The 25453-nt window shown below is 58.4% G+C and carries 28 protein-coding genes and 1 tRNA gene; 10 read left to right on the top strand and 19 right to left on the bottom strand.

Features of this window, described 5'->3' with window-relative positions:
* Positions 1 to 60: 60 nt before the first annotated feature.
* From SPHFLASMR4Y_RS17070 to SPHFLASMR4Y_RS07690, 3 genes are all read right to left on the bottom strand, one after another.
* On the bottom strand, positions 61 to 546 hold the full coding sequence (locus SPHFLASMR4Y_RS17070; protein WP_186266079.1) for a RadC family protein: 486 nt from the start codon (positions 544 to 546) through the stop codon (positions 61 to 63).
* A gap of 561 nt (positions 547 to 1107) precedes the next feature.
* On the bottom strand, positions 1108 to 1476 hold the full coding sequence (locus SPHFLASMR4Y_RS07695) for a hypothetical protein (RefSeq protein ID WP_089133013.1): 369 nt from the start codon (positions 1474 to 1476) through the stop codon (positions 1108 to 1110).
* Positions 1477 to 1534: 58 nt separating this feature from the next.
* The gene (locus SPHFLASMR4Y_RS07690; RefSeq protein ID WP_089133012.1) at positions 1535 to 2056 is read right to left on the bottom strand and encodes a helix-turn-helix transcriptional regulator; all 522 of its coding nucleotides are present in this window, start codon (positions 2054 to 2056) and stop codon (positions 1535 to 1537) included.
* Between the two features lie 605 nt (positions 2057 to 2661).
* Between SPHFLASMR4Y_RS07690 and SPHFLASMR4Y_RS16875 the strand changes: the two genes are divergently transcribed.
* Entirely contained in the window at positions 2662 to 2862 is a 201-nt protein-coding gene (locus SPHFLASMR4Y_RS16875; protein WP_145955479.1) for a hypothetical protein, read from the top strand.
* 101 nt (positions 2863 to 2963) lie between these two features.
* Here the strand turns inward: SPHFLASMR4Y_RS16875 and SPHFLASMR4Y_RS07685 are convergent, their stop codons facing one another.
* From SPHFLASMR4Y_RS07685 to SPHFLASMR4Y_RS07675, 3 genes are all read right to left on the bottom strand, one after another.
* A complete protein-coding gene (locus SPHFLASMR4Y_RS07685) occupies positions 2964 to 3089 on the bottom strand; it encodes a Trm112 family protein (protein ID WP_089134762.1) in 126 nt (41 codons plus the stop codon).
* An 83-nt stretch (positions 3090 to 3172) separates the two neighbouring features.
* Complete coding sequence (locus SPHFLASMR4Y_RS07680; RefSeq protein WP_089133011.1) at positions 3173 to 3793, bottom strand: LON peptidase substrate-binding domain-containing protein; 621 nt, start codon at positions 3791 to 3793, stop codon at positions 3173 to 3175.
* Positions 3790 to 4698: a tetratricopeptide repeat protein gene (locus tag SPHFLASMR4Y_RS07675; RefSeq protein WP_089133010.1), complete on the bottom strand. Its 909-nt coding sequence runs from the start codon at positions 4696 to 4698 to the stop codon at positions 3790 to 3792. Before SPHFLASMR4Y_RS07675 ends, SPHFLASMR4Y_RS07680 begins: the two co-directional genes overlap by 4 nt.
* Positions 4699 to 4920: 222 nt before the next feature.
* Here SPHFLASMR4Y_RS07675 and SPHFLASMR4Y_RS07670 point away from each other — a divergent pair.
* Positions 4921 to 4995 (top strand) — tRNA-Gly (locus SPHFLASMR4Y_RS07670).
* A 208-nt stretch (positions 4996 to 5203) separates the two neighbouring features.
* Here SPHFLASMR4Y_RS07670 and SPHFLASMR4Y_RS07665 read toward each other — a convergent pair.
* The 7 genes from SPHFLASMR4Y_RS07665 to SPHFLASMR4Y_RS07635 form a co-directional block, all read right to left on the bottom strand.
* Complete coding sequence (locus tag SPHFLASMR4Y_RS07665; RefSeq protein WP_089133009.1) at positions 5204 to 6133, bottom strand: hypothetical protein; 930 nt, start codon at positions 6131 to 6133, stop codon at positions 5204 to 5206.
* Positions 6134 to 6318: 185 nt separating this feature from the next.
* On the bottom strand, positions 6319 to 6477 hold the full coding sequence (locus SPHFLASMR4Y_RS17065; protein ID WP_186266078.1) for a hypothetical protein: 159 nt from the start codon (positions 6475 to 6477) through the stop codon (positions 6319 to 6321).
* Positions 6478 to 6702: 225 nt separating this feature from the next.
* Positions 6703 to 9198 carry a fimbria/pilus outer membrane usher protein gene (locus SPHFLASMR4Y_RS07655; protein ID WP_089133007.1) on the bottom strand — a complete coding sequence of 832 codons (2496 nt, stop codon included), beginning with the start codon at positions 9196 to 9198 and terminating at the stop codon, positions 6703 to 6705.
* Entirely contained in the window at positions 9170 to 9751 is a 582-nt protein-coding gene (locus SPHFLASMR4Y_RS07650) for a molecular chaperone (protein WP_260807117.1), read from the bottom strand. Before SPHFLASMR4Y_RS07650 ends, SPHFLASMR4Y_RS07655 begins: the two co-directional genes overlap by 29 nt.
* Positions 9752 to 9948: 197 nt before the next feature.
* Entirely contained in the window at positions 9949 to 10449 is a 501-nt protein-coding gene (locus SPHFLASMR4Y_RS07645) for a spore coat U domain-containing protein (protein ID WP_089133005.1), read from the bottom strand.
* Between the two features lie 302 nt (positions 10450 to 10751).
* Positions 10752 to 11588, bottom strand: coding sequence for a nucleotidyltransferase family protein (locus tag SPHFLASMR4Y_RS07640; protein WP_089133004.1), 837 nt, complete (start codon positions 11586 to 11588; stop codon positions 10752 to 10754).
* Positions 11589 to 11595: 7 nt separating this feature from the next.
* Positions 11596 to 11829 carry a hypothetical protein gene (locus SPHFLASMR4Y_RS07635; RefSeq protein ID WP_089133003.1) on the bottom strand — a complete coding sequence of 78 codons (234 nt, stop codon included), beginning with the start codon at positions 11827 to 11829 and terminating at the stop codon, positions 11596 to 11598.
* Positions 11830 to 11843: 14 nt separating this feature from the next.
* Here SPHFLASMR4Y_RS07635 and SPHFLASMR4Y_RS07630 point away from each other — a divergent pair, with 14 nt between their 5' ends.
* On the top strand, positions 11844 to 13025 hold the full coding sequence (locus tag SPHFLASMR4Y_RS07630; protein WP_089133002.1) for a hypothetical protein: 1182 nt from the start codon (positions 11844 to 11846) through the stop codon (positions 13023 to 13025).
* Positions 13026 to 13040: 15 nt separating this feature from the next.
* Here SPHFLASMR4Y_RS07630 and SPHFLASMR4Y_RS07625 read toward each other — a convergent pair whose 3' ends face one another.
* Together SPHFLASMR4Y_RS07625 and SPHFLASMR4Y_RS07620 are read right to left on the bottom strand one after the other, a co-directional pair.
* Positions 13041 to 14174 (bottom strand): TIGR03032 family protein, encoded by a 1134-nt coding sequence (locus tag SPHFLASMR4Y_RS07625; protein ID WP_260807116.1) that lies wholly within the window; start codon positions 14172 to 14174, stop codon positions 13041 to 13043.
* Between the two features lie 116 nt (positions 14175 to 14290).
* Positions 14291 to 14473, bottom strand: coding sequence for a DUF1674 domain-containing protein (locus tag SPHFLASMR4Y_RS07620; RefSeq protein WP_089133001.1), 183 nt, complete (start codon positions 14471 to 14473; stop codon positions 14291 to 14293).
* An 85-nt stretch (positions 14474 to 14558) separates the two neighbouring features.
* Here SPHFLASMR4Y_RS07620 and SPHFLASMR4Y_RS07615 point away from each other — a divergent pair, with 85 nt between their 5' ends.
* Positions 14559 to 15455, top strand: coding sequence for a M48 family metalloprotease (locus SPHFLASMR4Y_RS07615; RefSeq protein ID WP_186266076.1), 897 nt, complete (start codon positions 14559 to 14561; stop codon positions 15453 to 15455).
* 34 nt (positions 15456 to 15489) lie between these two features.
* Here SPHFLASMR4Y_RS07615 and ahpF read toward each other — a convergent pair whose 3' ends face one another.
* Both ahpF and ahpC read right to left on the bottom strand, forming a co-directional pair.
* On the bottom strand, positions 15490 to 17055 hold the full coding sequence (gene ahpF, locus SPHFLASMR4Y_RS07610) for an alkyl hydroperoxide reductase subunit F (protein WP_089133000.1): 1566 nt from the start codon (positions 17053 to 17055) through the stop codon (positions 15490 to 15492).
* A gap of 120 nt (positions 17056 to 17175) precedes the next feature.
* On the bottom strand, positions 17176 to 17739 hold the full coding sequence (gene ahpC, locus SPHFLASMR4Y_RS07605; protein WP_089132999.1) for an alkyl hydroperoxide reductase subunit C: 564 nt from the start codon (positions 17737 to 17739) through the stop codon (positions 17176 to 17178).
* Between the two features lie 134 nt (positions 17740 to 17873).
* Here ahpC and SPHFLASMR4Y_RS16870 point away from each other — a divergent pair, with 134 nt between their 5' ends.
* On the top strand, positions 17874 to 18074 hold the full coding sequence (locus SPHFLASMR4Y_RS16870) for a hypothetical protein (RefSeq protein WP_145955478.1): 201 nt from the start codon (positions 17874 to 17876) through the stop codon (positions 18072 to 18074).
* Between the two features lie 6 nt (positions 18075 to 18080).
* Here SPHFLASMR4Y_RS16870 and SPHFLASMR4Y_RS07595 read toward each other — a convergent pair whose 3' ends face one another.
* Positions 18081 to 18416: a hypothetical protein gene (locus tag SPHFLASMR4Y_RS07595; RefSeq protein ID WP_145955477.1), complete on the bottom strand. Its 336-nt coding sequence runs from the start codon at positions 18414 to 18416 to the stop codon at positions 18081 to 18083.
* A 472-nt stretch (positions 18417 to 18888) separates the two neighbouring features.
* Between SPHFLASMR4Y_RS07595 and SPHFLASMR4Y_RS07590 the strand changes: the two genes are divergently transcribed.
* From SPHFLASMR4Y_RS07590 to SPHFLASMR4Y_RS07570, 5 genes are all read left to right on the top strand, one after another.
* Positions 18889 to 20166 (top strand): RsmB/NOP family class I SAM-dependent RNA methyltransferase, encoded by a 1278-nt coding sequence (locus tag SPHFLASMR4Y_RS07590; RefSeq protein ID WP_089134759.1) that lies wholly within the window; start codon positions 18889 to 18891, stop codon positions 20164 to 20166.
* Between the two features lie 121 nt (positions 20167 to 20287).
* On the top strand, positions 20288 to 20950 hold the full coding sequence (rpe, locus tag SPHFLASMR4Y_RS07585) for a ribulose-phosphate 3-epimerase (RefSeq protein ID WP_089132996.1): 663 nt from the start codon (positions 20288 to 20290) through the stop codon (positions 20948 to 20950).
* On the top strand, positions 20947 to 22734 hold the full coding sequence (locus SPHFLASMR4Y_RS07580) for a heparinase II/III family protein (RefSeq protein WP_089132995.1): 1788 nt from the start codon (positions 20947 to 20949) through the stop codon (positions 22732 to 22734). Before rpe ends, SPHFLASMR4Y_RS07580 begins: the two co-directional genes overlap by 4 nt.
* A gap of 2 nt (positions 22735 to 22736) precedes the next feature.
* Positions 22737 to 24329 carry a bifunctional phosphoribosylaminoimidazolecarboxamide formyltransferase/IMP cyclohydrolase gene (gene purH, locus SPHFLASMR4Y_RS07575; protein ID WP_089132994.1) on the top strand — a complete coding sequence of 531 codons (1593 nt, stop codon included), beginning with the start codon at positions 22737 to 22739 and terminating at the stop codon, positions 24327 to 24329.
* A 270-nt stretch (positions 24330 to 24599) separates the two neighbouring features.
* Entirely contained in the window at positions 24600 to 24890 is a 291-nt protein-coding gene (locus SPHFLASMR4Y_RS07570; protein ID WP_089132993.1) for a DUF167 domain-containing protein, read from the top strand.
* Positions 24891 to 24990: 100 nt separating this feature from the next.
* Here the strand turns inward: SPHFLASMR4Y_RS07570 and SPHFLASMR4Y_RS07565 are convergent, their stop codons facing one another.
* A complete protein-coding gene (locus SPHFLASMR4Y_RS07565; protein ID WP_089132992.1) occupies positions 24991 to 25398 on the bottom strand; it encodes a DUF3035 domain-containing protein in 408 nt (135 codons plus the stop codon).
* Between the last annotated feature and the right edge of the window lie 55 nt (positions 25399 to 25453).

The raw sequence follows: 25453 nt of genomic DNA, 5'->3' as shown, positions 1-25453 counted from the left end.
CCGGTCTCCCTTTGATCGCAACTTTAACAGAAAGCGCCGATAGCTGCATCATCATTTTCGTCACTGAAAAGACACCCAGTGCCGAAGGCTGCTCCAGCCTTCACTGCCAACGATGATATGGTCGTGAACCGTCAAACCCAGTTCACTGGCCGCCTTGAGCAGCCTTCGTGTGGCATCGATATCGCCTTCGCTGGGCTCCGGATCGCCCGACGGATGATTATGGGCAAGGATCAGCGCCGTTGCATCCACCGCCAGCGCGCGTTTCAATATCTCGCGCGGATAGATGGGCGCTTCGGATATCGAGCCCCGGCTCACCACTTCGTCGCAGATTAGCCGGTTCTTGCTGTCCAGAAACAATACCCGGACTTCCTCGACCGGCAGCCGCGCCATCGCAACGATAAGATATTCGATAACGTCTTCGGCCTTGGACAGGCAGATGCGGTCCAGCATCGTGTCTTTGCTGGACACCAGCATGGCCTCGCGTACCAGCGCAAGAATGGCCTGGGCCGAGCTGTTTTTGGCGGGCCGGCTGTCAGAATGTATCACTGCCCCGATCGAGCCGAATTCGGCGATCAATGCCGAAGCGAGGGCCGACGCATTGTCTATTTTCGCCAGGTGGAAAAGTCGCTCCAGGATCTGTCGGCCCCGAACTGCCGAAGGCGTTGCTGATGCCGGTATGTGCCGACTGTCAAGACGATCAGCATCGGATAAGCCCAGATCGCTACCACTGCTCCATAGGCCTGAGGCAGAAGTTCCGGAATGATAATTATCGGAAGGTGCGTGAGCACCTGTATCGATTGCATAGCGCATAACCATATTGTCCAAAATCTCTCGGCGTTTAAGGCAAGATAGAAAAAGCTGGCCAACATTGCGGTGTCGACGAGAAGGATCCTCACCTCCACTTGAGAGAAACGTTCAGAAACAGGGGCGGCAACCGCGATCGTCAACAAGAAACCCACGATTATGGTGATGACGGCATATCGCTCGGGCCGACCGCCCCAAATTAATCCGTAGCTGCAACATAATATCAACAGCGTCTGAAATAATTGAATTCTGACCATGTCCTACTCGACCAAAGAATGTCGGAGGGGTCAAGCTTCGCTTTGTTTAAGCGCTAGGAACCGCGCGAGGATAGGAAATGTCCTGTTCGGCGTGGCCCGATGGCGGAGGAGGGCATTCCAGGCCATCGCCCCAGCTTACGGTGCGGAGGCCGGCGTCCTGCTGGTCTTCAGCCAGATGCGAGTGGGCTTCCACAACTTCGCGATAAGAGCGTGCGGTCTGCGCGGCAGCGGCGATCAGTTTCTCGGAAGCATCAACGCCGGCGGACAGGGAAAAGCGGGTGCCGCTGGCCATGCGGGCAGCTGCGATGCTGCTCATCAACTCGCCCATTTGGACCATGGTCAGATTGAGAGATTTTTCCACTTCCTTGATTTTTGTGGCAATCGGGCGGGCGGCTTCAATACGTTGGTTCAACATGTAACTCTCCAGACGCCGGCGGGTACCGGCGCTTACTAGTGACAAAACATGCAGAGATTCAGCTCGGATCCAGCAACCTGCTCACTAACATCGCGGCGAGACAGACGAAGGCGAAGGAAAATGCCAGCTTGACCGACAAGTCGGCAATGGCCCATATTCGCGCTTCCTTGCTCAGATCGTTACTCGTTTCTCCCTGCTTGCGGAACGGCACCGAAAGTAACGAGTTGGAGAAAGTGGAATAGGACTGATAAGCCGATTGCACTTCCCTGACCCTGTCCGGTGTCGCTGCCTGTTGTCCAGGCAGGGGATAGATTGCGTCTGATTTCGGCTTTTCGACAATCCCAATATTCTTGGGCACAAAAAATTTGGGTGCCAGACCTTCGTGATCTGCCAGCATCCGGGCCGCTGCCTTGCTGCTCGTAACCTGCAGCTTCTGGCGCGCCGACCGGAGCCGTTCGTTGATGACATTAGGCGTAACGTCAATTTCCCGGGCTGCGGTTTTGGCGTCATGGCCAAGCAGCAACAGGTGGAGAACCTCTTTCTCTTTCTCGTTCAGCGTATCACAACAGGCTTTGGTCATTTTTCAATCTTAGGTCAGGGGCGATAATTTAGCAAAACAGAATGGTCGGTCTGGTTGCTAACTATCCGATTTCACAGGGTAACAAATATATCCCATCTCGTTAAGGAGGGGTAAAGACCAATGTTACCGCTACAAAGCGTAAATGAAAGTCGATAATTTGGCATTAACACCGCCGGATTTCTGTCAGATATCGCGGAGTAACGTTAACCTGTTACATTTCGGTGTCGGTGACACGGGTTGAAACTCATGAAAGTCCGGCCATCGGTTCATATCTTATGCGTTCGGCAAGGGACCCTTGGCGATGGCCTGTTTGGAACGGCGGCAAGAAAGACCCCAGTTTACCGGTTTCGACTTTGTCTTCCGCCAAATCGGGCATCGGATGCAGCGAAAGAAATATTCTGGTCGATATTTCCTCGCAACATCGGGTTTCCGGGCCAGTCTGGAAGAAGCCATTCCACCCGTTAGGTTTCTTCGGACATTCATATCCGGGTTGATCCGCCACCTCCCATGATCGGATCAACCCGGAGATTGTTTTAGCGGAGATCCACTCAACGCAGTTGTGGGGGAACGCGGTAGTTCAGAGTTGTGTAAAGATTGTAAACCTTATGAATAAGTTCTTTAGAAAGGCGATGGACCAGCGAGAGCGAGAACTGCTTCTCGGGAATCTGGTGACCTGGGGTTCGATCGTTTCGGCCGTGGCATTGGCGATTGCCTTTGTCCCGATCCTGACGTCGGAGGCCGAACATAATGCGCTCACCTCCAGTGTCGAAGCGCAATCGCTGGATATTTACGCCAATCAGGGCTGACCCACTGATCCTGCAGGCAAAGCCTTTGCCTGCAATCATGCTCGCCATTCTCCCCCGATAGTCAGCATCGCGGATGATCCTAGGGCCGACCGGAGGCTGATCTACAGCTTCCGCGCCTCTTCCACCAGCATCACCGGAATGCCATCGCGAATCGGATAGGCAAGGCCGGCAGCCTCGCTGACCAGTTCATTTGCTTGCTCATCATGAACAAGTGCCGTCCGCGTCATCGGGCAGACGAGAATTTTCAGCAATTCCGGATTCACTGTCCGATTCGCCCTCCGATCAGCACCATTTGGAGGTGATTCGCCCGTCACTGCAGGGTGACCTGGTCGTCATCGCCATCCTGCCGCCCGAAAAATTGCAGCAATTGGATGATCAGTTCGGCACGGTTGGCCAGGCCGTCGACTTCGAGCAACGCCTGTTTCGACGCTGCATCAAAGGGAGCGATCTGCGCAATTCCGTTTACGAACGCCATGTCATCGAGCCGGCCGATACTGTCCCAGTCCACCTGATAGCCCTGCAGCTCGGCAAATTTGCGGGATTCGATTTCCAGCGCGGCGCGTTCGGCGCTGGCTAGCACCTCATCCTTTTCCAGATCGTCCTCAATCTCGGCCCGGACCTGGCGGAAGGGCGTGGATGCGTCGATTTCCTCGACGATCCGGAACCGCGCGACTCCTTCCAGCACGACATTGAAACGGCCGTCATCCAGCGCTTCGATATCAATGATCTTGCCAAGACAGCCGATATCGAACAACGCCGGATGGTTACCCGCTTCCTTCGGCTGGACCATGCCGATCCGCCGGTCCCGTGCCATCGCGTCATTGATCAGCGCGCGATAGCGTTCCTCGAATATATGCAGCGGCAGATGCATGCCGGGGAACAGCAGCGCCCCGGCCAGCGGAAAAATCGAGAGGCGCTTGGTCTCGCTCATCCGAACAGCACAGCGCTGAGCTTGCGACGAGTCGCGGCGACCCATTCGTCTTCCAGGCCGACCATTTCGAACAAAGACAGCAATTTCTGGCGTGCGGCGCCTTCGTTCCAGTCCTTGTCCGCAGCGATAATGGTCAGCAGATGTTTTGCCGCGGCATCATGGTCGCCATTGGCGATCAGCGCGCTGGCAAGATCAAAACGCGCCTGATGGTCCTTGTCATTGGCAGCGACAGCGGCCTGCAGGGCTTCCAGAGCACCGGCGTCCGGCTTGTCCTTGGCCAGTTGCAGCGTCGTCTGGGCCCGTTCGATCGCCGGGTCGCTGCGCAATTCATCCGGCAGTCCGGCAAGCGCGGCTTCCGCCTGCTCGATATGGTCGGCCGCCACCAATGCGCGAATCAGTCCGCCGACCGCCTCGACATTGTCGGGTGCCATGTCGGCAATCTGCGCAAAGACTCCGGCGGCGCGCTCGGCATCGCCCTCAGCCAGAACCTCTTCACCCATGGCGAGCAGGGGGGCGATATCCTGCTTCGGTTCTTCGCCACCGCCAACCGGCAATTGCTCGAGCAACTGGTCCAGTGCGCCGGTCAACTGGCTTTCTGATCGTGCGCTGGTCAGGTCCGCCACCGGCTTGCCCTGAAAAATCGCGTAGACCGTGGGAATCGACTGCACCTGGAACTGGGCGGCAATGAATTTATTCTCGTCGACATTGATCTTGGCCAGGACGACGCCCTTGTCGGCATATTGGGCGGCGACTTTCTCGAGCATCGGCGCCAGCGCCTTGCACGGTCCGCACCATTCCGCCCAGAAATCGAGAATCACCAGCTTGTCCATGCTGGGTGTCACGACTTCCCGCTGGAAGACCTCTACCGCTTTCTGTTCTTCAACCGTCAGTCCTGCTGTTGCCACATCATGCTCCTGTTATGGCGCGGGACCAAATGCCCGGACTCGCGCCCAAATCGTTTAACTTGTGCGCTTTATGTGGGGTCGGAGGAGGCAATGCCAAGGATATTTTTGCATTTGTAGCGTTAGAGAGGTGAATTGGGGCTTGCGGGGTATAAAAACCCATGCTAACCGCGCGCCTCAACTGCTGCTGACCAAGTGATTACCCGAGTGTCGCAGCAACGCCGAGCGGGCGTAGCTCAGGGGTAGAGCACAACCTTGCCAAGGTTGGGGTCGAGAGTTCGAATCTCTTCGCCCGCTCCAGTTTTTCAAAGAAAATAGCAAGCATCCGGCGCTTGTCTGCCGGTAAAACTCCCCGCCGACGCAAATCCGCATTTTTTTCTGGGTGTAAGGAAAACCGGTGCGCTCCAGAGCCGCCGCTGGCGAAAGGGCGATTCTGTCTCGATAGTGGACGCTAGCTAATCACCGCGGAGATCACCACGGCCAGGATGGGAAACCGATGGTGGCGCCTCTATCCACTGCCGACGCTAAACCGCTGGAAGAATCCATTTTCCTTCGCATTCGGTATTTCAGCGGTGATTCCGTAATCGCCCGGCTCGAGCGTAATTCTGAAATAGCCAGTAGTGTCCTGCGGCATATCGTGAATGCCGCCGACAAATTTGGCCGGCGCCGGGGTTTCTTGGCCATCGACCGGGAAGAAATCCGGCCATCTTGCTGCTGCTTCAACATCGGTGTCATCGTCGATGCGGAAGACATGTGCGTCGTGACCCACGAAATTGTTGTAGAGCCGCTGCTCTTCGAATCTTACCCTTACGGAATTTTCACCGGGCACGAATGCACCATCCGAAATTTCGTAACCGGTGTTGGAAAGCGTCAGGGTCACATTGGCATCCGGTTCGGCCATTTCCCCATCATCTGCAACCACCGTCAGGGGGAACACCATCCCAAACTCGCCCGGCTCTGGGTTATAATTGTGCTGGACACCGTTCGTCTTTACGTAGCATTCTACGATGTAATTGCCCGGTTCGAGATACATCGTCGCTTCGCCGGTGACCCCGTCGGACATCATGCCAGGTCCACCCAGCCATGTAAGATTACTTGCCCATGCGGGCATCGTCGCCGCGATTTGAGCTGCTTTCTCGGTATCGCCAGCAATTGCTGCAGTCAGGCTCATCTGGATAGGCTTGAGAACCTGCTCGTCGACCATCTCCGCCGTGATCCCGTCAGGCAGGCGATATACGAGCGCATGATGCGTCATCCCGCCTCCATTGATGACGCGAATGGTCGTCCAGCCGGACTTGATCGTATCCTTTCCAACGAATGACATTCCTTGGACCTCAAGCTCGAGGACATTCTGCTGCGGGAGGTCGGCCTCGGTCGGTCCCGCGCTGCACGCGGATAGCAAAAGGGCAAGTGCGGCTGCGAAAATGATGTGCTTCATTACAATCCCCCCGAGACATGGCCAGTAGAGAAATAAAAGCACACTATTCGTGCCTATGCAAATCTGTCCCTCAAAACGGCCCCAATTGGAGTTTTTGCAGAAGAGCGGCTGTGCGTTTCCGGTGCTGTTTCCTGGCCCATAGTGCCGATATCAACCGGGCATTGCGTAACGGGCGCAAGAGCCTGTCAAATGGCCCGGTTTTCCGAGGCCTGACCCGCCCGCCGCTCCAATATCTTCGTCACCAGCGCCAGATCTTCGGGCTTGTCCACATCGATTGCAGCTTCGGCCATGGGCAGGACAATCGGTTCGGCCCGCAGACCCATGCGCTCGCCGGCCTGCGCCATTGCCTCCCTTTCCACATGCATCCAAATCTGAAAAGCTTCCCGCTGACGCAATTCCGCGTTTTTTCTCGATGAAAGGGAAAACCGGTGCGTTTCAGAACCGCCGCTGACGAAATGGCGATTCACTCTTGATAGCGGACGCTAGCTGATCACCGTGGAGATGACCGAGGCCGGAATGGGAAGCGGATGGTCTGCTATCAGGAAGAAAATCAGGAGCCTGCCTCTGCATTAGTTTCTTCGACGTTTGATCTGCTCGATACCCATCGCGGCGAGCGGCAAAGCCCTGGTTTGAGCGTCACATGACAGCGCAGCTACTCCATCATTTTCGGCTGGCATCATGAACTGCATGCTGGCGTGACAAACACTGCCATCAAACCGTTCAAGCCGCAGTTCTGTGTCTCCCAATGCTTCGTTGATTTCAATCATGCCATCGAAGCCAACAATATACTCGCTCCGTGACGGCAACGCGCTGACCACTGTACCGGGCGCTACAATTTGTCCGCGCATATCGGACAGTTGAAAACGCAAGGGCACGTATCGGCTGATACCCAGATCCAGTTTTGTTGCTGATCGCGGAGCCACCACGATCATGTCGTTTAACTTCCGAGCTAAAGCATCGCGCGGCAAGGTCTTTGGATCGATTCCGACTTTTGTTGGAACAAAGGGCGTGATTTCGGTGAGGAGGAATTTGCCGGAACGTTGTGTTTTGCCGGCAGGGCGGTTCTCACGCTCCACTGTAACGCCTTCGACGCCGCCCGCATCGACCACGACGATACCGCCATTGGTGCGCTCGCTCGCAAAGAGCTGGTTGTCGGCAAAAATGAGTGAACCGCGTGCTGAGACCCGGGCTGCTGACTGGCCTTCTATATTTTCGGCTTGTCCCTGAATCCGGCCCCAATCGCCGCGATAGCTGATCAGCCCGCTGATACGTTCAACGACGCCAACGCCTGCCTGCAACGCATAGCCGACGTCGCCGGGCAAGCTATCGGGACGAAAAACGCCGAGCTCTGTTTGATCGCGGTTGCCTTGAAAGGATGCACTAAGCTGTGCATTGGTTTTTGCACCAAACTGTATCGACAAGCCAAGCAATATGCTGGTTGCACCGGGTTGACCAGCACCGCTGCGGTGGGAGAGGTCAACAAAGAAATTCGCGCCCGCGCTCAAGCTGTTGCGATAGCTGGCGGATAGCACGCGCGTGGTCCGGCTATTGTCATCAATAAATTCGCTACGTTGGCGGCGCTGCTCAACGGCAGTCAGCCGGAAGGCCCCTAAATCCTTCAAATCGAAATTGATATTGGCAGAAAACAACGATCTCGGCGCGGCATCCCCGTTGGCACTTGCCAGATCATCATAGCCATCGGATACCCGCTGCGCCTCCACTCGAAAGGAAACCACCGGGCCAAGACTTTCAAATGATGCACCAAACATCGTGCCGCGCCGCGCTGGCCCAAGAGCGGGGCGAAAGCTGCTCAATCGGAAATCTCCGCTAAGCAGGCCGATCGAACCGATGGCAAGGCTTCCGCCACCGCCCGCATTGGTAAAGCCGTTTTGCAGTTCCAGCGCGACCTCACCAGTAAACTTCGGACTAAAACCGCGGCGGTACATCATGCTCGCCGCCAGTTTGCCATAGTCGTTGCTGTGGCGTCCGTAATTCCGTCGGATAGCGCCGATATTGATAGCGGCATTGATCAAACCCGGAGCCAGCAAGGACCGGGAGCTATAAAAATTGACGCTCTGTATCTGCTCCCGCCCCAGCGCATCACGGACGATTACACCAATCTCGCTACGTCCGATTGGAACTGGAATGCTGCGGACTGAAAATTCTCCGGGTTCGATTTCAGTATTGGTCAACCGCCGGTCATTGATGAGCAAGTCAAGTCCTGACGTCACAGCGACATCACCGCTATAATCCGGTAATGGGTAAGTGATCAGATCAGGCCGCAAGGCAAAATCAGTGGCAAGCTGAAGGCCGCCCATTCTTACAGCCCGGCTATTGGCGGGCGCAGCGCTGATAAAGTCTCCGAGGGTCGCGCGCGCCATCGTGTCCGGCTTGTTTATGGTGATTGCGCTGTCGAGACGGATCGCGTGGGGCTGACCACTGGCGGGCCTGGTCTGGACACGAAAATTACTCTGGGCTGCAACATTACCGCGCACCAGGCGTGCATTAACCAATCCGGAAGCACTGGTCTCGCGATTATTGACGCTGGCGCTCAGATCATAATCGACCATGAAAGCGGTAATTGGGCTTCCTGCGCCGGTGCGATCTCTAGAGCCTCTTCCAAAATCAACCAAATTGGGCCCGTCGGAGTTGCGGCGTTTGCGAATATCGAGATGGTAGCTGAGTGGGTCAAATGTGAAGCTGATGCCCGCAATGTCCTTGAGCGCGATATAATCCTGTTTGGGCATTTTATCGACCAAGCCAGCGTAAATCGCGCTTTCCGCAGAGATCGCTAGGTCCCCGTTGCGGTCCATCAACTTGGCGACTCGCTTTAGCTGCTCTCCGTTGACGGTAATGTCGGCGAAGAGGACATAATTCCCCGCTGGTTGCAGTTTTACCTCATTTAGCGTTCCGTCACCAAAATGTTGAGGATTGCTACTACTGGAGGATTGCGTTGGCAGTGCGAACGGATCATTTGATGCGTTTGCCTCTCCGGCGTGCACCAAGCAAAAGACAGTCGCTAAGCCAGATGTGGCCTCAAGAGCAACTTTGCGTCGGGATCGCATCGATTGCCTTCCGGTCGACTATCGCCGTGATCCGGACAGCATCACTATCGCATTGAACACCGTCCGGAAGTGCAACTCTAACCGTTGCCCCGCCAAGAATGTAGCGCGGCGTGGTTCGCCTTGGAAATTTGTGGGGCTGTGATGCTTGTTCGATTGACAGGCCGCCAATCTTGGCCGTTCGACCGCCCGCGTTGGTGATCGACAATATATTGTCGGTCATGGAAAAACGGAGATTTTGCTCTGGCGCGCGATCTCCGCCGCTAAATAAGGGTATCGTCATCCGCAATCTGGTCTGGGCCGCGCCGGGTTGTTGTTTGACGCTTTGCGGTAGCTGGTCGATAACCACGCGGTAGCTGGCTTCGACATTGGCGTCCGGTTTGACGGAGGCGATGATATGCAATGTTTGCGTACGCCCCGGATCAATCCTGACGATTGATGGTGAGACTATAAAATCGCTGGATTGGCTGTAATTATCGCTACCATCTTGCTGGTTCCAGCTGAATATCCTGATCTGCACGGCCATCACGCCATCCGAATCATTGCGCAAGAGCATCTGACTGGCATCCTGATCGGATGGAATCTCCAGGCGCAATGGCGTTACGTTAAAAGCTGCAGTTGCCCTCGGCGCTGTCCCCGCCTGAGCGGGAACATGCGCCCAAGGCAACATGAGCAGGATAAAAAGAGAAATTCTTGCTAGTCTCATGACAATGAGAAGTAGCCAAAATTACTAAATTAACCGTAAAGCATAGCTTAGAAATTAACCGTAATTGTAACGGTGTCGGCATAGGTGCCGGCGCTCACCGAACTCACACCTTCATCGATGCGGCCATATGCGGTCAAAGTCGCGACGCCAAGCGGAGCAGTACCAGCAACGGTGTCGGTACCCTCCGTACTGCCCCAAACTGTCGCATAGGTGTTGTCGGTGTAAATTTCATAAGGCAAAAATTCATCCGAAAGAGCATTTTTCATGCGTCGTGCGCCTGATGAAGCATTTACGCCTTCGTCCATCGCGACAAAAAAGTCTGCATTTGGTGTGCACGTCAATGTCAAAACCGCAGTGCTGTCTACATCAGATGCACCGACCTCGGTAAGTGCTCCAAAAACAAGCGGTGTGGAGACAACTGTGCAATTTTCCAGCACGATGGCCGAAACTGGCAGTGAGCCCGTTGCGGTGCCCGCAGTGGCAGTTCCACAGATGCCAAGGCCACCAATTATGGCGGCTAACGAAATGGTGTTTTTTACTGTTTTCATAGGCTGGCCCCTATTTAGTGATGTTGAAAATGCATGAGGCGCACGTTCAATCTGCAATCGGGATAGCAGTTTAGATTTTAAGATCGGTTATTTAATCTGGTTAAATATTTGTTGCTACGATGTAAGTGTGACGCACCAACAACCATACACTCGATAATTCGTCCGCCTTTATATAAAGCGTATAGAGTATAAACGGCCACAATTGGAGTTTTTGCAGAAGAGCGGCTGTGCGTTTCCGGTGCTGTTTCCTGGCCCATAGTGCCCATATCAACCGGGCATTGCGTAACGGGCGCAAGAGCCTGTCAGATGGCACGGTTTTCCGAGGCCTGACCCGCCCGCCGCTCCAATATCTTCGTCACCAGCGCCAGATCTTCGGGCTTGTCCACATCGATTGCAGCTTCGGCCATGGGCAGGACAATCGGTTCGGCCCGCAGCCCCATGCGCTCGCCGGCCTGCGCCATTGCCTCCCTGAAGCCGATAGTCTGGCTGAGCGCCCGCAGCAGCAGCCGGGGGCCGAAATGGGCGAAAATCTTCCAGCCCTTCTTGCGATCCTTTTCGACCGCCGACCAGAAGGCGACCGCCGGCTTTGCCGCTTCCCCCTGCAGGGCGAAGAGATTGGCGCCGCTATAGGCACCGCCGCGGAATTTCAGCCAGGTGCGGCGGGCGTCGGGATAAGCGGCCAGCATGGTCCGGCGCTCGACCACCCCGACCGCAACATCCTGGCCGCGGTGCTCTTCGAAAAAACGGTCGATCATTGCGCTGGTCAGCAGCGCATTGTCGGCCGTGGTCACCAGCACCGGCCATGGCGCGGCATCGCTGCCGACAATGCTGTGAATGCTGGTCGCGATACCGTCGGTCGACGGGAAGAAGGCTATATTCTCATCCTCGGCGAGATCGGCAGGCAGACCAGCTTTCAGCGCGTCCGGCGATTGCGCCATCACGACGATTCTGCCGATATGCGGCGATTTGACCAGCGCGCGCGTTACCCGTTCGAGCATCGTCTGTCCGTGGATCGGGATCAGCGCCTTGTACCGGACATTGCAATATTCGGCCATCGGATCGCCCTCGGGCCGCTGGCCCGCCAACAGGATCGCCGTCCACAGTGGCTGCGGGGGCGAAGACAATTCACCGGCGGACATGTCGGAATTACTGGCTGGGGGCACGGGCGTCCTTGTCATGATCGAGCGCGGCCAGCGGTAACGGGCCGCGCCCGCTATATGTAGCCGCACCGGCGGCTTTTGCAAAGCGGCGCTTGCCGGCGCTCTGTTCGATGCGGGGCCGGACCGCGAGCCGGTAGACTTTCGCGCAGAATCTGTCCAAGGACAGGCAGCAGCGGACTGGCTCCGCCAGCGCTTTTGGCAAGCAGATGAGGTCGGACATCCGATGGCATATATATGAGTTCCGAATCATCCATCGATCCCCGGCGTATCGGCTTTCTGTTCAATCATGACGAGCTGCACCAGGTCGCCCATATCGCGCCGATTATTCCCGCGCTGCAACGGCAGGCGCCAACCGCGCGGGTGGAAGTGATCACCTCGAGCGACCGTCAGGCCGAGGCGGTCCGGCAGTTTCTCGATCCGGCCTTGCCGACCCCTGCTTTCTGGTCAATCCGGCCGAACCGCTGGAGCCGGCTGGCCGAAAATATGCTGGGCAAGATGGTGCCGCTCAACCGGCTGAGCAGCCTCAAGCGCAGCGGCGACCTGTTTCGTCATTTCGATGCATTGGTGGTGCCGGAAACCACCACGACCTTTCTCAAGAAAGGCCAAGAACCGGGGCCGCCGAAACTGATCTTCTTTCCCCATGGCGCCGGTGACCGGTCGATCGGCTTCTCGCCGGAAATCGGCCTGTTCGACCATGTATTGCTGCCCGGCGAGAAAACCCGTGACCGGATGCTCGCGGCCGGCGTGATCCGTCCCGACAATCACCGGATCGTCGGCTATCCGAAATTCGAGGCTTATGCAGACCGTCCGCCGGTGAAGCTGTTCGACAATGACCGGCCGGTGGTTCTCTACAACCCGCATTTCGATCCTTTGCTGTCCTCCTGGTTCCGTTTCGGCGAGTCGATTCTTGACTATTTCGCACAACAGGAGGCCTATAATCTGATCTTCGCGCCGCATGTCATGCTGTTCCAGCGCAAGCTTCTCGCTTCGGTCGAGCACCGGATGCTCAAGTTCCGCCAGCATATCCACCCGCGCTACGCCGCGCTCCCCCATATCCATATCGACACCGGCAGCAGCCGCAGCGTCGACATGACCTATACCAATGCAGCAGACATCTATCTTGGCGACGTCAGCAGCCAGATCTACGAATTTATCCAGCGGCCGCGCCCGGCCATTTTCTTCAATTCCCATGACGCCGACTGGCAGGGCAATGCCAATTACGACCATTGGAAATTCGGTCCGGTGCTGGACGCTATTGGCGATCTTGGACCGGCGCTGGAGACTGTTTCGCCGCTGCCGGCCCCGTTTCGGGAGGCGCAGACGGCTGCCTTTGCTTATTCGTTCGATGTCGATGCGAAACGGCCGCCCTCCCGGCGGGCGGCTGCGGCAATAGCCGAATTTCTCGCGCTTCCGTAGCGGGCCAGGCGGATTCTAGCCAGCCGGCGGTTCGACCGTCAGAAAATCCCTGATCTCGACCGAATTCGGGCCGAGAGTGATCGGATTTCGCACGCCGGGCAGCACGCAGATATCGAACAGCTCGGTAATCGCGCCCTCCAGCCGCAGCCATTCTTTGACCGTGCCATCCGCTTGCGACAATATCTGGAAGCCGCACCAGGCGTCGCTCCCCGTTTCTTTCAGACGGTCATCGAGCGCCAGCCCCTCAAAATGACCGTGGCGGGGTTTTGACAGGGTGACAAAGGCAAATTCGCCGTGAAAGGCCAGGCCGCGCAAAAAGCCGGGACAGAAGGCCAGCGGCACAAAGCTGTTGTCGGCCCGGTCGAGCCAGCCCAACTCGCCGCTGCCCGAATTGAGCAGCCAGACCCGGCCGTCATGGACACGCGGACTGTGCGGCATCGACAGGCGATCGGCGATGATCGCCTGGCTTTCGACGTCGATGATCAGCCCGCCATCATGCCGATGATCACGCCAGCCATTGGCCCTGTCCGAACGCGCGACGGCGCTGACATATTTCGGTCGGCCGTCGACCATCGCCAACCCATTGAGATGGCAGCGGTCCTCGGCGATAATTTCGCTGATGAAATCGGGCTTCCAGACCGGCCTGAAACTGTGCGTCAGGCTCGGTTCGCACAGGCAGTTGAAGCGGGTGTTGACGAAGAGAATTCGGCCATTGTCCTGAATGCCGATCTCGTGGATGTCGACATTGCCGGTGGTCTGCAAATTGCGCGGCACATAGACCTTGTCATGCACCTGATTGGCGGTCTGCCCGGGCGCCAGAACATTTTCCATTCGAACGATCTGGGTCAGCGTGCCGAGATAGATGCGGCTGGCATCGCCGGTCACGCCCATCGCCTGCGGATAGACCGCTTCGTGCAGCGCCAGCTTACCGTCCGGGCCATGGCCGATCAGATAGAGCCGCCCGGTCTGGTAGGAGGTAAAGCCGATCGAAATATTGCCGCTTTTCAGAAAGGCCGACAGTCCCGGCGAAAAGCTGATGTCGATGGATCCGGCCTCTGCCGCAGTGTCCGGCGCGACATCAGTCGGGACATTCCTGTTTTCCGGCGCGATGGTTTCAATGCCCTCGCTGTCCGGCTGGTCCTTGCTCACACTATCGCTCCCGCTCCGGCTTCGGCCCGCGATCTTTCCATAAAAGCGCGGTGGCGCAAAGGTTTAATTGGTGGTGCTTGTTGTGGATTATGGCGGCCTGTCGGTCGCGGGGCGCATCAGAAATCGACCGCGATACCCTTATGCTCCCAGTCGCCATAGCGGGTCGGTCCCTTCTGGGCCGCGATTTCGTCGGCCTTGTCCAGCGGATCGGGTTCCGGCACCGGCTTGCTTTTGGAAAGATGTGCTGGCGCCTTCACATGAGCGGGACGCTCACCGGGTTTTCTATTGCTATCGGTCATATTTTCACCTGTCCGCCAAATTGAATCGTCCCGCCTCAAATCCTATATTGAGATCAGCAGGATCACAATCAAGCGAGTAGAGACAATGAATTTCATGAAGACAAGCATGTTGCTGGCGGCGCTGACCGCGCTGTTCATGGTATTGGGCTATTCGCTGGGCGGCAGCGGCGGCGCAATCATCGCCTTGCTGGTCGCGGCGGGCATGAACCTGTTCACTTACTGGAACGCCGACAAAATTGTGCTGAAAATGCACAATGCGGTCGAGATTGATGGCAAAAGTCACCCCGAATTCTACAATATGGTCGAAAATCTGGCGAAACGGGCACAATTGCCGATGCCGAAAGTCTATATCGTCGACCAGCCCCAGCCCAATGCCTTCGCCACTGGCCGCGATCCGGAACATTCGGCGGTAGCCGCGACCACCGGTCTGCTGCAAATGCTCAGCCATGACGAGATTGAAGCGGTGATGGCGCACGAACTGGGTCATGTGAAGAACCGCGATACGCTGATCATGACGATGGTCGCGACGATCGCCGGTGCCGTCTCGATGCTGGCCAATTTCGGCCTGTTTTTCCGCGACCGGAACGCCGGCATTGCCGGTCTGATGGCCGTACTGATCGCGCCTTTCGCGGCGATGATCGTGCAGATGGCGATCAGCCGTACCCGCGAGTTCGGCGCGGATGCTGCAGCCGCCCAGATCAGCGGCAAGCCATTGTCACTGGCCTCTGCGCTGGCCAAGATTTCCGGTCAGGCCGCCCGCATTCCCAACCCGGTGGCCGAACGCAATCCGGCGGCGTCCCAGCTTTATATCGTGCCGGGCGGCGTCCGCCAGATGTTCTCCACCCACCCCGCCACCGAAGACCGGATCGCGGCGCTGGAGGCAATGGCGCAGGGTGGCGGCAGCGGGTGGTCAGACCAGCCCGCGGCAACCGGCGACAGCGGTCGCCGACGCAAGCCGAGCGCGCTGGACCCGACGCGATAGCAGTCGCCGGGGGGCGCAGAAACGGTTCTCCGGCCTAGCCATCCGCCCGGATGAGATAGTCAAAAGCGGACAGCGCGGCCTTTGACCCTTCGCCCATCGAGATGACAATCTGCTTGTAGGGCACTGTGGTAACGTCGCCCGCCGCAAAGATGCCGGGAACCGATGTTTCGCAGCGATGATCGATCTCGATCTCGCCATAAGGCGATCTCTTGACCACATCGCCCAGCCATTCGCTGTTCGGCATCAGGCCGATCTGGACAAACACACCTTCCAGCGCGACATCATGCTCTTCACCGCTGTTGCGATCCTTGTAGCGCAGGCCGGTGACCTTCTCGCCGTCGCCTGTAATTTCGGTCGTTTGCGCCGAAACGATGGCGGTCACATTGGGCAGGCTGTTCATTTTCTTCTGCAGCACGGCATCGGCGCGCATCGCGCTGTCAAACTCGATCAGGGTGACATGGCTGACGATGCCGGCCAGGTCGATCGCCGCTTCCACGCCGGAATTGCCGCCGCCGATGACCGCGACGCGCTTGCCCTTGTAAAGCGGGCCGTCGCAATGCGGGCAATAGGCGACACCCTTGTTGCGATATTCCGCTTCGCCGGGCACGCCGATGGTTTTCCACCGCGCACCGGTTGCCAGAATGACCGCTTTCGCTTTCAGCGATCCGCCGCTCTCGGTCGTGAGCGCGAACAGATCGCCTTCACTGCCCGGGCGCGCCAGATCCGCGACGCGCTGCTGGCTGAACACTTCCAGATCATATTCGTTCACATGCCGCTGCAATTCCGCGGTCAGCTTGGGTCCCTCGGTATAGGGTACGGAGATGAAATTCTCGATCCCCATCGTATCCATCAACTGGCCGCCGAACTGTTCGGCGATGATGGCGGTGCGGATTCCCTTGCGCGCCGTGTAGATGGCCGCAGCCGCGCCGGCGGGACCGCCGCCGACTACCAGAACATCATAAGGCTCTTTGGCCGACAGTTTGCTGGCTGCTTTCTCGGCAGCGCCGGTGTCGACCTTGGCCATGATTTCAGCCAGATTCATCCGGCCCGAACCAAAGGGCTCGCCGTTCAGAAAGACGGTTGGCACCGCCATGACCTTGCGCTCCTCGACTTCGTCCTGGAACAGCGCGCCGTCAATCGCAACATGGCTGACATTGGGATTGCGCGCAGCCATGATGTTGAGCGCCTGAATCACGTCCGGGCAATTCTGGCAGGAAAGCGAGAAAAATGTCTCGAAATGATATTCGCCTTCCAGCGATGCGACGCTTTCAAGCAGCTCTTCATCCTCTTTCGGCGGATGGCCGCCGACGTGAAGCAAGGCGAGGATCAGCGAAGAAAATTCATGCCCCAGCGGCAGGCCGGCAAATTCGACTTCCGATTTGCCGTCGTCCGCGGAAATCAGGAAGGAGGGCACGCGCTTTGATGTCCCGTTGAGATCCGCTTCCACAAGATCGGACATCGGGGCGATCGTCTCGAGCAACTCTTTCATCTCGGCCGATTTCGCGCTGTCGTCCAGAGTGGCGACCAGCCGGATCGGGCGGCGCAGGTTGACCAGATAGGCTTTCAGCTGATCGGCGGTGGATTGATCGATGATGGGCATGATATTTCTCTCATATCGCCAGGGCAGCGCTATCGGCTCGCTGGCATTAGGTCGAAGCCAAGGGGGAGAGTGACCGGCGCAAAGCCGGTCACTGCATTTTTCATTGATGTTGGATCGGGTTTAGATTTTGCCGACGAGTTCAATGGAAGGGGCAAGCGTGTCTTCGCCTTCTTCCCATTTTGCCGGGCAAACTTCACCGGGATTGGCGCGGACATATTGCGCTGCCTTGATCTTGCGGACCAGTTCAGCCGCGTTCCGGCCGACGCCTTCGCAGGTGATTTCCATGACTTGGATGACGCCATCGGGATCCACAACGAATGTCGCGCGGTCGGAGAGGCCCTGGCCTTCACGCAATACACCGAAATTGTTGCTGATCGTGTGATTCTGATCGCCCAGCATGTAGAAGTTGATCTTGCCGATCGCGTCGGAGCTGGCATGCCAAGCCTTGTGGCTGAAATGCGTGTCGGTGGAAACGGAGTAAACTTCAACGCCCATGGCCTGCAGCGCGTCATACTGGTTGGCCAGATCTTCCAGTTCCGTCGGGCAGACAAAGGTAAAGTCTGCAGGATAGAAGAAGAATACGGCCCATTTGCCTTCGAGATGTTCTTGCGTCACGTTGACGAATTCACCGCGGTAGAATGCTTCGGTGGAGAAAGGCAAAATTTTGCTGTTAATGGTAGCCATTGATGGTCCTTTTCTTTCGGTTGAGATTTTCTGCGCGCCAGCAGTGGCGAGCACTTATCCTTCTGTTCGAGACGCTTGAAATATGTTGTGGCGCCGCACTATTCAACCGCCAATCGGAAGTTGTCCGGATAATTATGACGATCACAATGATTGGCATATTCAATCAGCGTCGATCGGTCGGCGGCCATATTGTCTATCGTCGTGGCGAGCTGGACAGGTCGATGGCCTGGTCTATCTGCACGCATAGAAAGGGCCGGAAAAATCCGGCCCGTTTCCTGGTTTCAGCGATGGTGCGGCAAAGCATTCCCGCCGCCGCGTCCCATCGCTTTGCCTGATAAAATCTACTCGGCGAGCATTTCGTCATAAACGGCGCAAGCTTCGGCAATGCCAAAGCTTCCGTCCGCAGCGCCTTTCTGCAATTTCTCCTGGACCTCCTGCATCTTGCTGGTCATCTCCTGCATCGCAGCCGGATCGCTGGCCAGAGCCTGCATCTTCTCGCCCAGTTTCGTGGCTTTGGCTATCATGTCGTCCTGGCTACAAGCTTCCCCGGTCACTGCTTCCGCCGTTTCTTCCGTTGCCGCAGCTTCCGGAGTTTCCGAAGCTTCATTGCTGCTCCCGCATGCACTGAGAGCCAAAGCGCTGGCAAAAACGGTCAAGGTCGCAATAGAATTTTTCATATGTGGTTCCTGTTTATTGAAATGATGTGCCGCCTTTGCTGGCAATGCGCCAGTTTCCGGCAGCGGACGGGCTGTGTTCACCGATTTTGCATCGGCGAAATTGCGGATCGATCCGTGCATGGTCCTTTCGGAAAATTATTCCGTGGCCCGGTCACGGCTTTGCACAGGGCTGCAGTGACTGGCGAAATAGAAATTTTGAAAGCCCCCCGGATCAATCCAGATGCCGATCTAGCGCGACTGGTGAATGGAAGAGTGATGTAGATCACAACGCCGTCGACAAGGTGATTTGCGGGGCGTCATGACAGATCGAGGTGGCTGCGGCCAATGCCGCCTGCTGGCCTCGCCTGGTCATGATCATCTTCTATCGGTCCGGCCTCTCCACCCAAAAGCTTGATCGAACCGCGGGAAGGTCTATGCGGTGGGGCAGAGCGGACCATCCGGGTTCTGCAAGCCCAAATATCGCGGAATGAACATGAACCAGCCCAACAATAAAGTCCCCGGCCTCGCGACGCGCCAGTCTGCCCTGCGTCTGCTTGATGCTGTCTGTCGGCGTGGCGAGACGCTGGATCAGGCGATGCCGGCGGCGACCGGGAAACTCTCCAACCCGTCGGACAAGGCGCTGGCCCATAATATAGCCGCCAATGTACTGCGCTGGATGACCGCGCTCGACGCGATGATCGACAGCGCCACCCGCAACCGGCTGGCCGATGATGCCAAGGCGCGGATGGCGCTGCGCATCGCGCTGGCGCAGGTGCTTATTCTCGATACGCCGCAACATGCCGCGATTTCGACCGCTCTGCCTTTGGTCCATGGCGGCCCGCGCCGGCTGGTCCACGGCGTATTCTCCACCGTCATGCGCGGGATCGAATCGGGCAAGCTGAAACTGCCAGAATATCCGGAAATTCCCGGGGAAACACTGGATCGCTGGACCAGCCACTGGGGCGAAGATGTCGCCGATACGGCTTGCCGGGCATGGGCCAGTCCCGCGCCGCTCGATCTCAGCTTCCGGACCGATGATGTCGGCACGCTGGAGGGCGAAAGCCTCGCTTCGAAACATCTGCGGATGCTTCCGGATCTTCCCGTTACCGCGCTCGACGGCTTTGAAGACGGGCGGTTCTGGGTTCAGGATCTCGCCGCCTCGATCCCCGCGCGGCTGCTGGGCGATGGCGATGGGCGGGTGATACTCGACCTTTGCGCGGCCCCCGGCGGCAAGACCATGCAGCTCGCCAGCGCCGGCTGGAAAGTCGTCTCTGTCGACAATAGCGCGAAACGGATGGAACGGTTTCGGGACAATCTCCAGCGCACCCGATTGCAGGCCGAAGAAGTGATCGCCGACCTGATGCAATGGACACCCGAAGCACCCGCCGACGCGATCCTGCTCGACGCGCCGTGCAGCGCCACCGGCATCTACCGGCGGCACCCCGACGTGCTGCACTGTATCGGCTCTCGCCAGATCGAGGACCGCGCAGACATGCAGCGCGCCTTGCTGGACCGCATTGCGGCCTGGGTGAAACCCGGCGGGACACTGGTCTATGCCGTCTGCTCGCTCGAACCCGAGGAAGGGGAGGACCAGATCGAGTCCTTTCTCGAGCGCCACGCGGCATTCGCCATCGATCCGGTCCGTGCCGAACAACTGCCAACCGGCATCGCGCCGACCGAATCCGGTTGCGTCCGCACATTGCCGACAACGCTGGCCGAACAGGGCCATGTCGACGGATTTTTCATCGCCCGGCTGGTACGGAAAAGCTGAATTCCCATATCTTGTGAACCTGTCCCCAATTTGTCCACAAGGGACTGTGGCACTGCCAGAATAGCGCCTTGCCTGCCCCGTTGAAAAATCCTACTGCCGGGCATATTCTTAAGGAAGCGCCATGTCCGACAATATTCGTATTGCCCCCTCCATCCTTTCCGCCGACTTCGCCCGGTTGGGCGAAGAGGTGCAGGCCATCGACAAGGCCGGTTGCGACTGGGTGCATGTCGACGTGATGGACGGCCATTTCGTCCCCAATATCACGATCGGGCCGGCGGTCGTCAAAGCGCTGCGTCCGCACAGCGCCAAGCCGTTCGACGTCCATCTGATGATATCGCCCGTCGACCAGTTTCTCGAGGATTTTGCCGAGGCTGGCGCGGACATCATTTCCTTTCACCCGGAAGCGGGTCCGCACCCGCACCGCACGGTGCAGACGATCCAGTCGCTCGGCAAGCAGGCCGGTCTGGTGCTCAATCCGGCCACGCCGCTCGACATCCTCGATTATCTCATTGACGATCTCGATCTGATCCTGGTGATGAGCGTCAACCCGGGCTTTGGTGGCCAGAGCTTCATCGACAGCCAGTTGCGCAAGATCGAGGCGATCCGAAAGCGCATCGACGCCACCGGCAAGGATATCCGGCTGGAAGTCGACGGCGGCATTGATCTCAAGACCGCCCCGAAAGCGATAGCTGCGGGGGCCGATACACTGGTTGCGGGCACTGCAACCTTCCGCGGCGGCCCGGATCAATATGCCGCCAATATTCGCGGCTTGAGGGGTGAATGACCACCAGCAGATCCGACCGGCTGGATCTGGGTGATGGCGACCCGGAACAGCCAGAAATTGATGATGAAAATGATACCATAGGCGAAGGCCGCAGCCTCACTTTGCGCCACGACCGCGACCGCGGCCAGTCGCTCGCCCAGCAAGCGACAATGCTTTACTACCGGATGACCTGGCGAATGCCGCTGCACCGGCTCCGTCTTTCGGGAAAATTGCCGTTGCGGCTGCTCGCAGTGCCGGTCGATCCGGTCGAGGGCGACCGGGTGCAGGGCATGGCCGTGCGTGCGGGCTTCTTCCTCTTTCGCGGCCTCAAGAAAAAACATGAAAAGATCGATTTTGCCGAGCTGAAACTGCCGCCGCAATTCGAGGATTATGTCCACCGTTTCCAGTGGCTGCGCGATCTCGACACGGCGGCGTCCCGGGACCAGGCCGTGCCGGTGGCGGAAAAACTGATGAACCAGTGGCTCGATGCCAATGGCGACACGATTCGCCAGCCGGCGTGGCGGCCCGACAATTGTGGCTGGCGGTTGCTGATCTGGGCCAGCCATGCGCCGCTTATCCTGTCGTCGCGCGATCTCATCTACCGCTCCAAGCTGCTCAACAATATCGCCCGCACCGCCCGTCATCTCGACCGGACCGCGGACAAGGCCAACAGCAGCCTTGGCCGGTTGGTCGCGTGGAGCGGTGTCGTCGCAGCCTCGCTGCTGCTGCCCGAGGGACGGGTCCGCCAGATTGTCGGCGAAGCGGGGCTGGAGAAGGCGATGGGCGAATTTTTCTTTGCCGACGGCGGCTCCGTCTCGCGTTCGCCGCTCAACCAGATCGATGCGGTGATCCTGCTGTCGATGCTCAAGCAGGTCTATATCGCGCGCAAGGAAGATGCCCCTGCCTTTCTGGAAGAAGCGCTCAACAAGGCGGTGCCGCCGCTCACCGCGCTGACCCATTTTGACGGAACTCTGGGCAATTGGCAGGGCAGCGGCGCCACCTCGGCGGAACAGATCGCGCAAGTGGTGGAGGCCAGCGGTGTTCGGGCCAGACCGCTGCGGCAGGCGCACGAATGGGGTTATCAGCGCGTTTCTTCCGGCCGTTCGGTGCTGGTTCTCGATGCCGCGCCGCCGCCGATCGCGCGCATGGCGGTGGCCGGCTGCGCCTCGACACTGGCCTTTGAATTTTCCAATGGCGACTGCCGGATCATCAGCAATTGTGGCGGGGCTGGACTGGTCGGCGCGACCATCCCGGCGGCGCTCGCGCGCGGCCTGCGCACCACCGCTGCCCACAGCACCCTGTGCATCGCCGACAGCAACAGCACCTCGATCCTTCCGGACGGCAAGCTCGGCCGCGGCGTCAGCGAAGTCGAACTGTTCCGTCGCGATGTCGAAAACGCGACCCGGCTCGAGGCCAGCCACGACGGCTATGCCAGGCGCTTTGGCTTGCTCCACAAGCGGTTGCTGCTGGTCCGCTCGGACGGGCTGGAGCTGCGCGGCGAGGATATGCTGATCCCGGATGGCAAAAAACGCCGACGGCGCAAAAATGATATCGAATATGCGCTGCGCTTCCATCTTGGCCCTGATATAGAAACTGACCTGATCTCGGAAGGAAAGGGCGTCTTGTTGCGTCTGAAGGATGGGAATTTGTGGCAATTCCGCTCGACCAGCGGAGAGATTCAACTGGAAGAAAGCGTCTGGGTCGATGGCATGGGCATAGGCCATGAGGTCATGCAGATGGTAATTTCCGGAGCAGTGGGCAGGGGCGGCGGCGCCACCGGCTGGCTGCTCAAACATATGGGGTAAGAATGACCGAAAATATAAAAATCAACCGCGCGCTTTTGTCGGTTTCGGACAAGAGCGGTCTCGCCGATCTTGGCAAGCAGCTGGCGGCGATGGGAATCGCGCTGATCTCGACCGGCGGCACGGCCAAGGCGCTGCGCGAAGCGGGACTCGACGTCGCCGACATCAGCGATGTGACCGAGTTCCCAGAAATGATGGACGGGCGGGTCAAGACCCTGCATCCGAAAGTGCACGGCGGCCTGCTCGCCCGGCGCGATGATGCCGGCCATGTCGCCTCGATGGAAGAACATGATATTGCCGGGATCGATCTGGTGATCGTCAATCTCTACCCCTTCGCCCAGACCGTCGCCAAGGGCGCGGAACGGGACGAGATTATCGAGAATATCGATATCGGCGGGCCCTCGATGGTGCGCAGCGCGGCAAAGAATCACGATTTCGTCACCATCGTCACCGATCCCTCCGATTATGATACCCTGCTGACCGAGCTGCAGCAGAATGACGGTGGCACCTCGCTCGCTTTCCGCAAGAACATGGCCGCCAAGGCCTTTGCCGCGACCGCCAGCTATGACAGCATGATCGCCCAGTGGTTCGGTTTTGCCGACCAGGGCAAGATGTTCCCCGATACGCTGCCGGTCACCATGAGCAGCCCGGTCGAGCTGCGCTATGGCGAAAATCCGCACCAGAGTGCCGCGCTCTATCTGCCCGACGGCCCGTCCGCGAGCGGCATTGCCCAGGCCGAACAGCTGCAGGGCAAGGCGCTCAGCTATAATAATTATAACGACGCCGATGCCGCGCTCGAGCTGGTCAGCGAATTTCGCGACGGGCCGCCGACCGTGGTCATCGTCAAGCACGCCAATCCGTGCGGCGTCGCCAGCGCCGACACTATTCTCGACGCATACAAGGCCGCTCTGGCCTGCGACAGCGTGTCGGCCTTTGGCGGCATTATCGCGGTCAACCGCCCGCTCGATGGACCGGCGGCGGAAGCGATGACCGGCATCTTCACCGAAGTCGTCTGCGCCCCCGATGCCGATGACGAGGCCAAGGCCATTTTCGCCAAGAAGAAGAATCTGCGCCTGTTGCTGACCGGAGAGCTTCCCGATCCGGCGCGCACCGGCATGGGCTTCAAGTCCATCGCCGGCGGTTTCCTGCTGCAGTCCCGCGACAATGGCCAGATATCGCGCGATGATCTGAAATGCGTGACCAAGCGCCAGCCGAGTGCGCAGGAAATGACCGATTGCCTGTTCGCCTGGACGGTTGCCAAACATGTCAAATCCAACGCTATTGTCTATGCCAAGGACGGCGCGACGGCCGGCGTCGGCGCTGGCCAGATGAACCGGCTGGAGTCGGCGCGGATCGCGGCATGGAAAGCCAAGGATGCAGCGGAAAAAGCCGGCTGGAGCGAAGCCCGCACCATCGGTTCGGCAGTCGCCTCCGATGCCTTCTTCCCTTTCGCCGACGGCCTGCTGGCCGCGGTCGAGGCGGGCGCCACCGCAGTAATCCAGCCCGGCGGCTCGATTCGCGACGATGAAGTCATCGCCGCCGCTGACGAAGCCGGGCTCGCGATGCTGTTCACCGGCATGCGCCATTTCCGGCATTAGGCCTTTTTCCCTCTCCCTTACGGGAGTTTGGTTCTGCTTCAGGTAAAACATGCTCCCAGCATGTTTTAGAAGTGATCCGGGGGATCGCTTCGACCTGAAGCCGAAACAAACTGGTTGCGCAGACTAGCAAACTTGTTTGCTAGTCGCAGCTGAGTGAGGGTGTACTGCGCTTCGGGGTTCAGAACATCCTCATCCAACTCCGCCTAACCCGCTTCGCGAATAAGGCTCCCTATCCTTCTCCTTCACGGGAGAAGGGAACAGTGAAAAACAATGGCAAAAAAGACTCCATTCCCGCCCCGCGAAGAGCTGCTGTCGCTCATCAATGACGGTGAACTGACCGTGAAAGTCACGCCCAATGCGGGCGACAACAGCATCAGCCTGCCGGGTGAGGGCGGACCTGCCGGCACCTTGCTGGTTCGGGTCACCGCTACACCGGAAAATGGCAAGGCCAATGCGGCTGTATTGAAGCTGCTGTCAAAGGCGCTCGGCTTGCCCAGGACATCACTGGAAATCATCCGTGGCACCAACGCACGAACAAAGATTACCGCCGTACCTGAATGAACAGGCCTTCTCCCGTGCGGCAGAGGCTTGGTGCGTCTGCGCAGAGGGACAATTCGGGAAATGAAGAAAAACGCTCCGCATCATGTGCGGAGCGCGATCATTAATCCGGCGTAGCGGCCTGGGCGTTCTGACCGTCGCCTTCCGGCGCGGCGATAATGTCGCGGGTGACGCTGCCCTTGTCGACGGTATAGGTGTCCGGATCGCCGACCGAGGACCGAATCCCGGCATCGGATTCACCGGCCAGGCCGACAACTGCATTTTCGGTGACGCTGCGCGCCTGTGGCCCGCCAAACAGGGCTTCCAGAGTCTGCTGCTGCAAACCGCCGGATTGCGGGCGCGGTTGGCCGGGCTGCGGCGGGGTCAGCGTGAAATCGGGCGGAATGACCAGTGGTGGCTGGCGCGAAACTGCGAATTCATCCGGCCGGTCACGGTCGAACAGCCCGCTGGAGCCGCAGGCGGTCAAGCTGGCCAGCGAAACAAGGCTGATGGCGACGGTCGATTTACGCATGTTATTGTCCCTCAAAAATCTCTTACGAAGCCTGATAGCGCGCTCCTGACACAGG

It is taken from the genome of Sphingorhabdus sp. SMR4y (assembly GCF_002218195.1).
Lineage (GTDB): Bacteria > Pseudomonadota > Alphaproteobacteria > Sphingomonadales > Sphingomonadaceae > Parasphingorhabdus.
Note: the sequence above shows the minus strand (reverse complement) of the source record. Positions and strands in the feature narration are given on the sequence as shown.

Bases quoted from the DNA above. Each gene is read 5' to 3' on its own strand.
- SPHFLASMR4Y_RS07695 (WP_089133013.1), bottom strand. From the start codon at position 1,476: ATGTTGAACCAACGTATTGAAGCCGCCCGCCCGATTGCCACAAAAATC.
- SPHFLASMR4Y_RS07565 (WP_089132992.1), bottom strand. From the start codon at position 25,398: ATGCGTAAATCGACCGTCGCCATCAGCCTTGTTTCGCTGGCCAGCTTG.
- SPHFLASMR4Y_RS07685 (WP_089134762.1), bottom strand. From the start codon at position 3,089: ATGACGCGGACGGCACTTGTTCATGATGAGCAAGCAAATGAACTGGTC.
- purH (WP_089132994.1), top strand. From the start codon at position 22,737: ATGACCGAAAATATAAAAATCAACCGCGCGCTTTTGTCGGTTTCGGAC.
- SPHFLASMR4Y_RS07655 (WP_089133007.1), bottom strand. From the start codon at position 9,198: ATGCGATCCCGACGCAAAGTTGCTCTTGAGGCCACATCTGGCTTAGCG.
- SPHFLASMR4Y_RS07665 (WP_089133009.1), bottom strand. From the start codon at position 6,133: ATGAAGCACATCATTTTCGCAGCCGCACTTGCCCTTTTGCTATCCGCG.
- SPHFLASMR4Y_RS07590 (WP_089134759.1), top strand. From the start codon at position 18,889: ATGAACCAGCCCAACAATAAAGTCCCCGGCCTCGCGACGCGCCAGTCT.
- SPHFLASMR4Y_RS07595 (WP_145955477.1), bottom strand. From the start codon at position 18,416: ATGAAAAATTCTATTGCGACCTTGACCGTTTTTGCCAGCGCTTTGGCT.
- SPHFLASMR4Y_RS07620 (WP_089133001.1), bottom strand. From the start codon at position 14,473: ATGACCGATAGCAATAGAAAACCCGGTGAGCGTCCCGCTCATGTGAAG.
- SPHFLASMR4Y_RS17065 (WP_186266078.1), bottom strand. From the start codon at position 6,477: ATGGCGCAGGCCGGCGAGCGCATGGGTCTGCGGGCCGAACCGATTGTC.
- SPHFLASMR4Y_RS07580 (WP_089132995.1), top strand. From the start codon at position 20,947: ATGACCACCAGCAGATCCGACCGGCTGGATCTGGGTGATGGCGACCCG.
- SPHFLASMR4Y_RS07690 (WP_089133012.1), bottom strand. From the start codon at position 2,056: ATGACCAAAGCCTGTTGTGATACGCTGAACGAGAAAGAGAAAGAGGTT.
- SPHFLASMR4Y_RS07650 (WP_260807117.1), bottom strand. From the start codon at position 9,751: ATGCTCTTGCGCAATGATTCGGATGGCGTGATGGCCGTGCAGATCAGG.
- SPHFLASMR4Y_RS16875 (WP_145955479.1), top strand. From the start codon at position 2,662: ATGAATAAGTTCTTTAGAAAGGCGATGGACCAGCGAGAGCGAGAACTG.
- SPHFLASMR4Y_RS07570 (WP_089132993.1), top strand. From the start codon at position 24,600: ATGGCAAAAAAGACTCCATTCCCGCCCCGCGAAGAGCTGCTGTCGCTC.
- SPHFLASMR4Y_RS16870 (WP_145955478.1), top strand. From the start codon at position 17,874: ATGACGATCACAATGATTGGCATATTCAATCAGCGTCGATCGGTCGGC.
- SPHFLASMR4Y_RS07645 (WP_089133005.1), bottom strand. From the start codon at position 10,449: ATGAAAACAGTAAAAAACACCATTTCGTTAGCCGCCATAATTGGTGGC.
- rpe (WP_089132996.1), top strand. From the start codon at position 20,288: ATGTCCGACAATATTCGTATTGCCCCCTCCATCCTTTCCGCCGACTTC.
- SPHFLASMR4Y_RS07630 (WP_089133002.1), top strand. From the start codon at position 11,844: ATGAGTTCCGAATCATCCATCGATCCCCGGCGTATCGGCTTTCTGTTC.
- SPHFLASMR4Y_RS07635 (WP_089133003.1), bottom strand. From the start codon at position 11,829: ATGTCCGACCTCATCTGCTTGCCAAAAGCGCTGGCGGAGCCAGTCCGC.
- ahpF (WP_089133000.1), bottom strand. From the start codon at position 17,055: ATGCCCATCATCGATCAATCCACCGCCGATCAGCTGAAAGCCTATCTG.
- SPHFLASMR4Y_RS07680 (WP_089133011.1), bottom strand. From the start codon at position 3,793: ATGAGCGAGACCAAGCGCCTCTCGATTTTTCCGCTGGCCGGGGCGCTG.
- SPHFLASMR4Y_RS07615 (WP_186266076.1), top strand. From the start codon at position 14,559: ATGAATTTCATGAAGACAAGCATGTTGCTGGCGGCGCTGACCGCGCTG.
- SPHFLASMR4Y_RS07640 (WP_089133004.1), bottom strand. From the start codon at position 11,588: ATGTCCGCCGGTGAATTGTCTTCGCCCCCGCAGCCACTGTGGACGGCG.
- ahpC (WP_089132999.1), bottom strand. From the start codon at position 17,739: ATGGCTACCATTAACAGCAAAATTTTGCCTTTCTCCACCGAAGCATTC.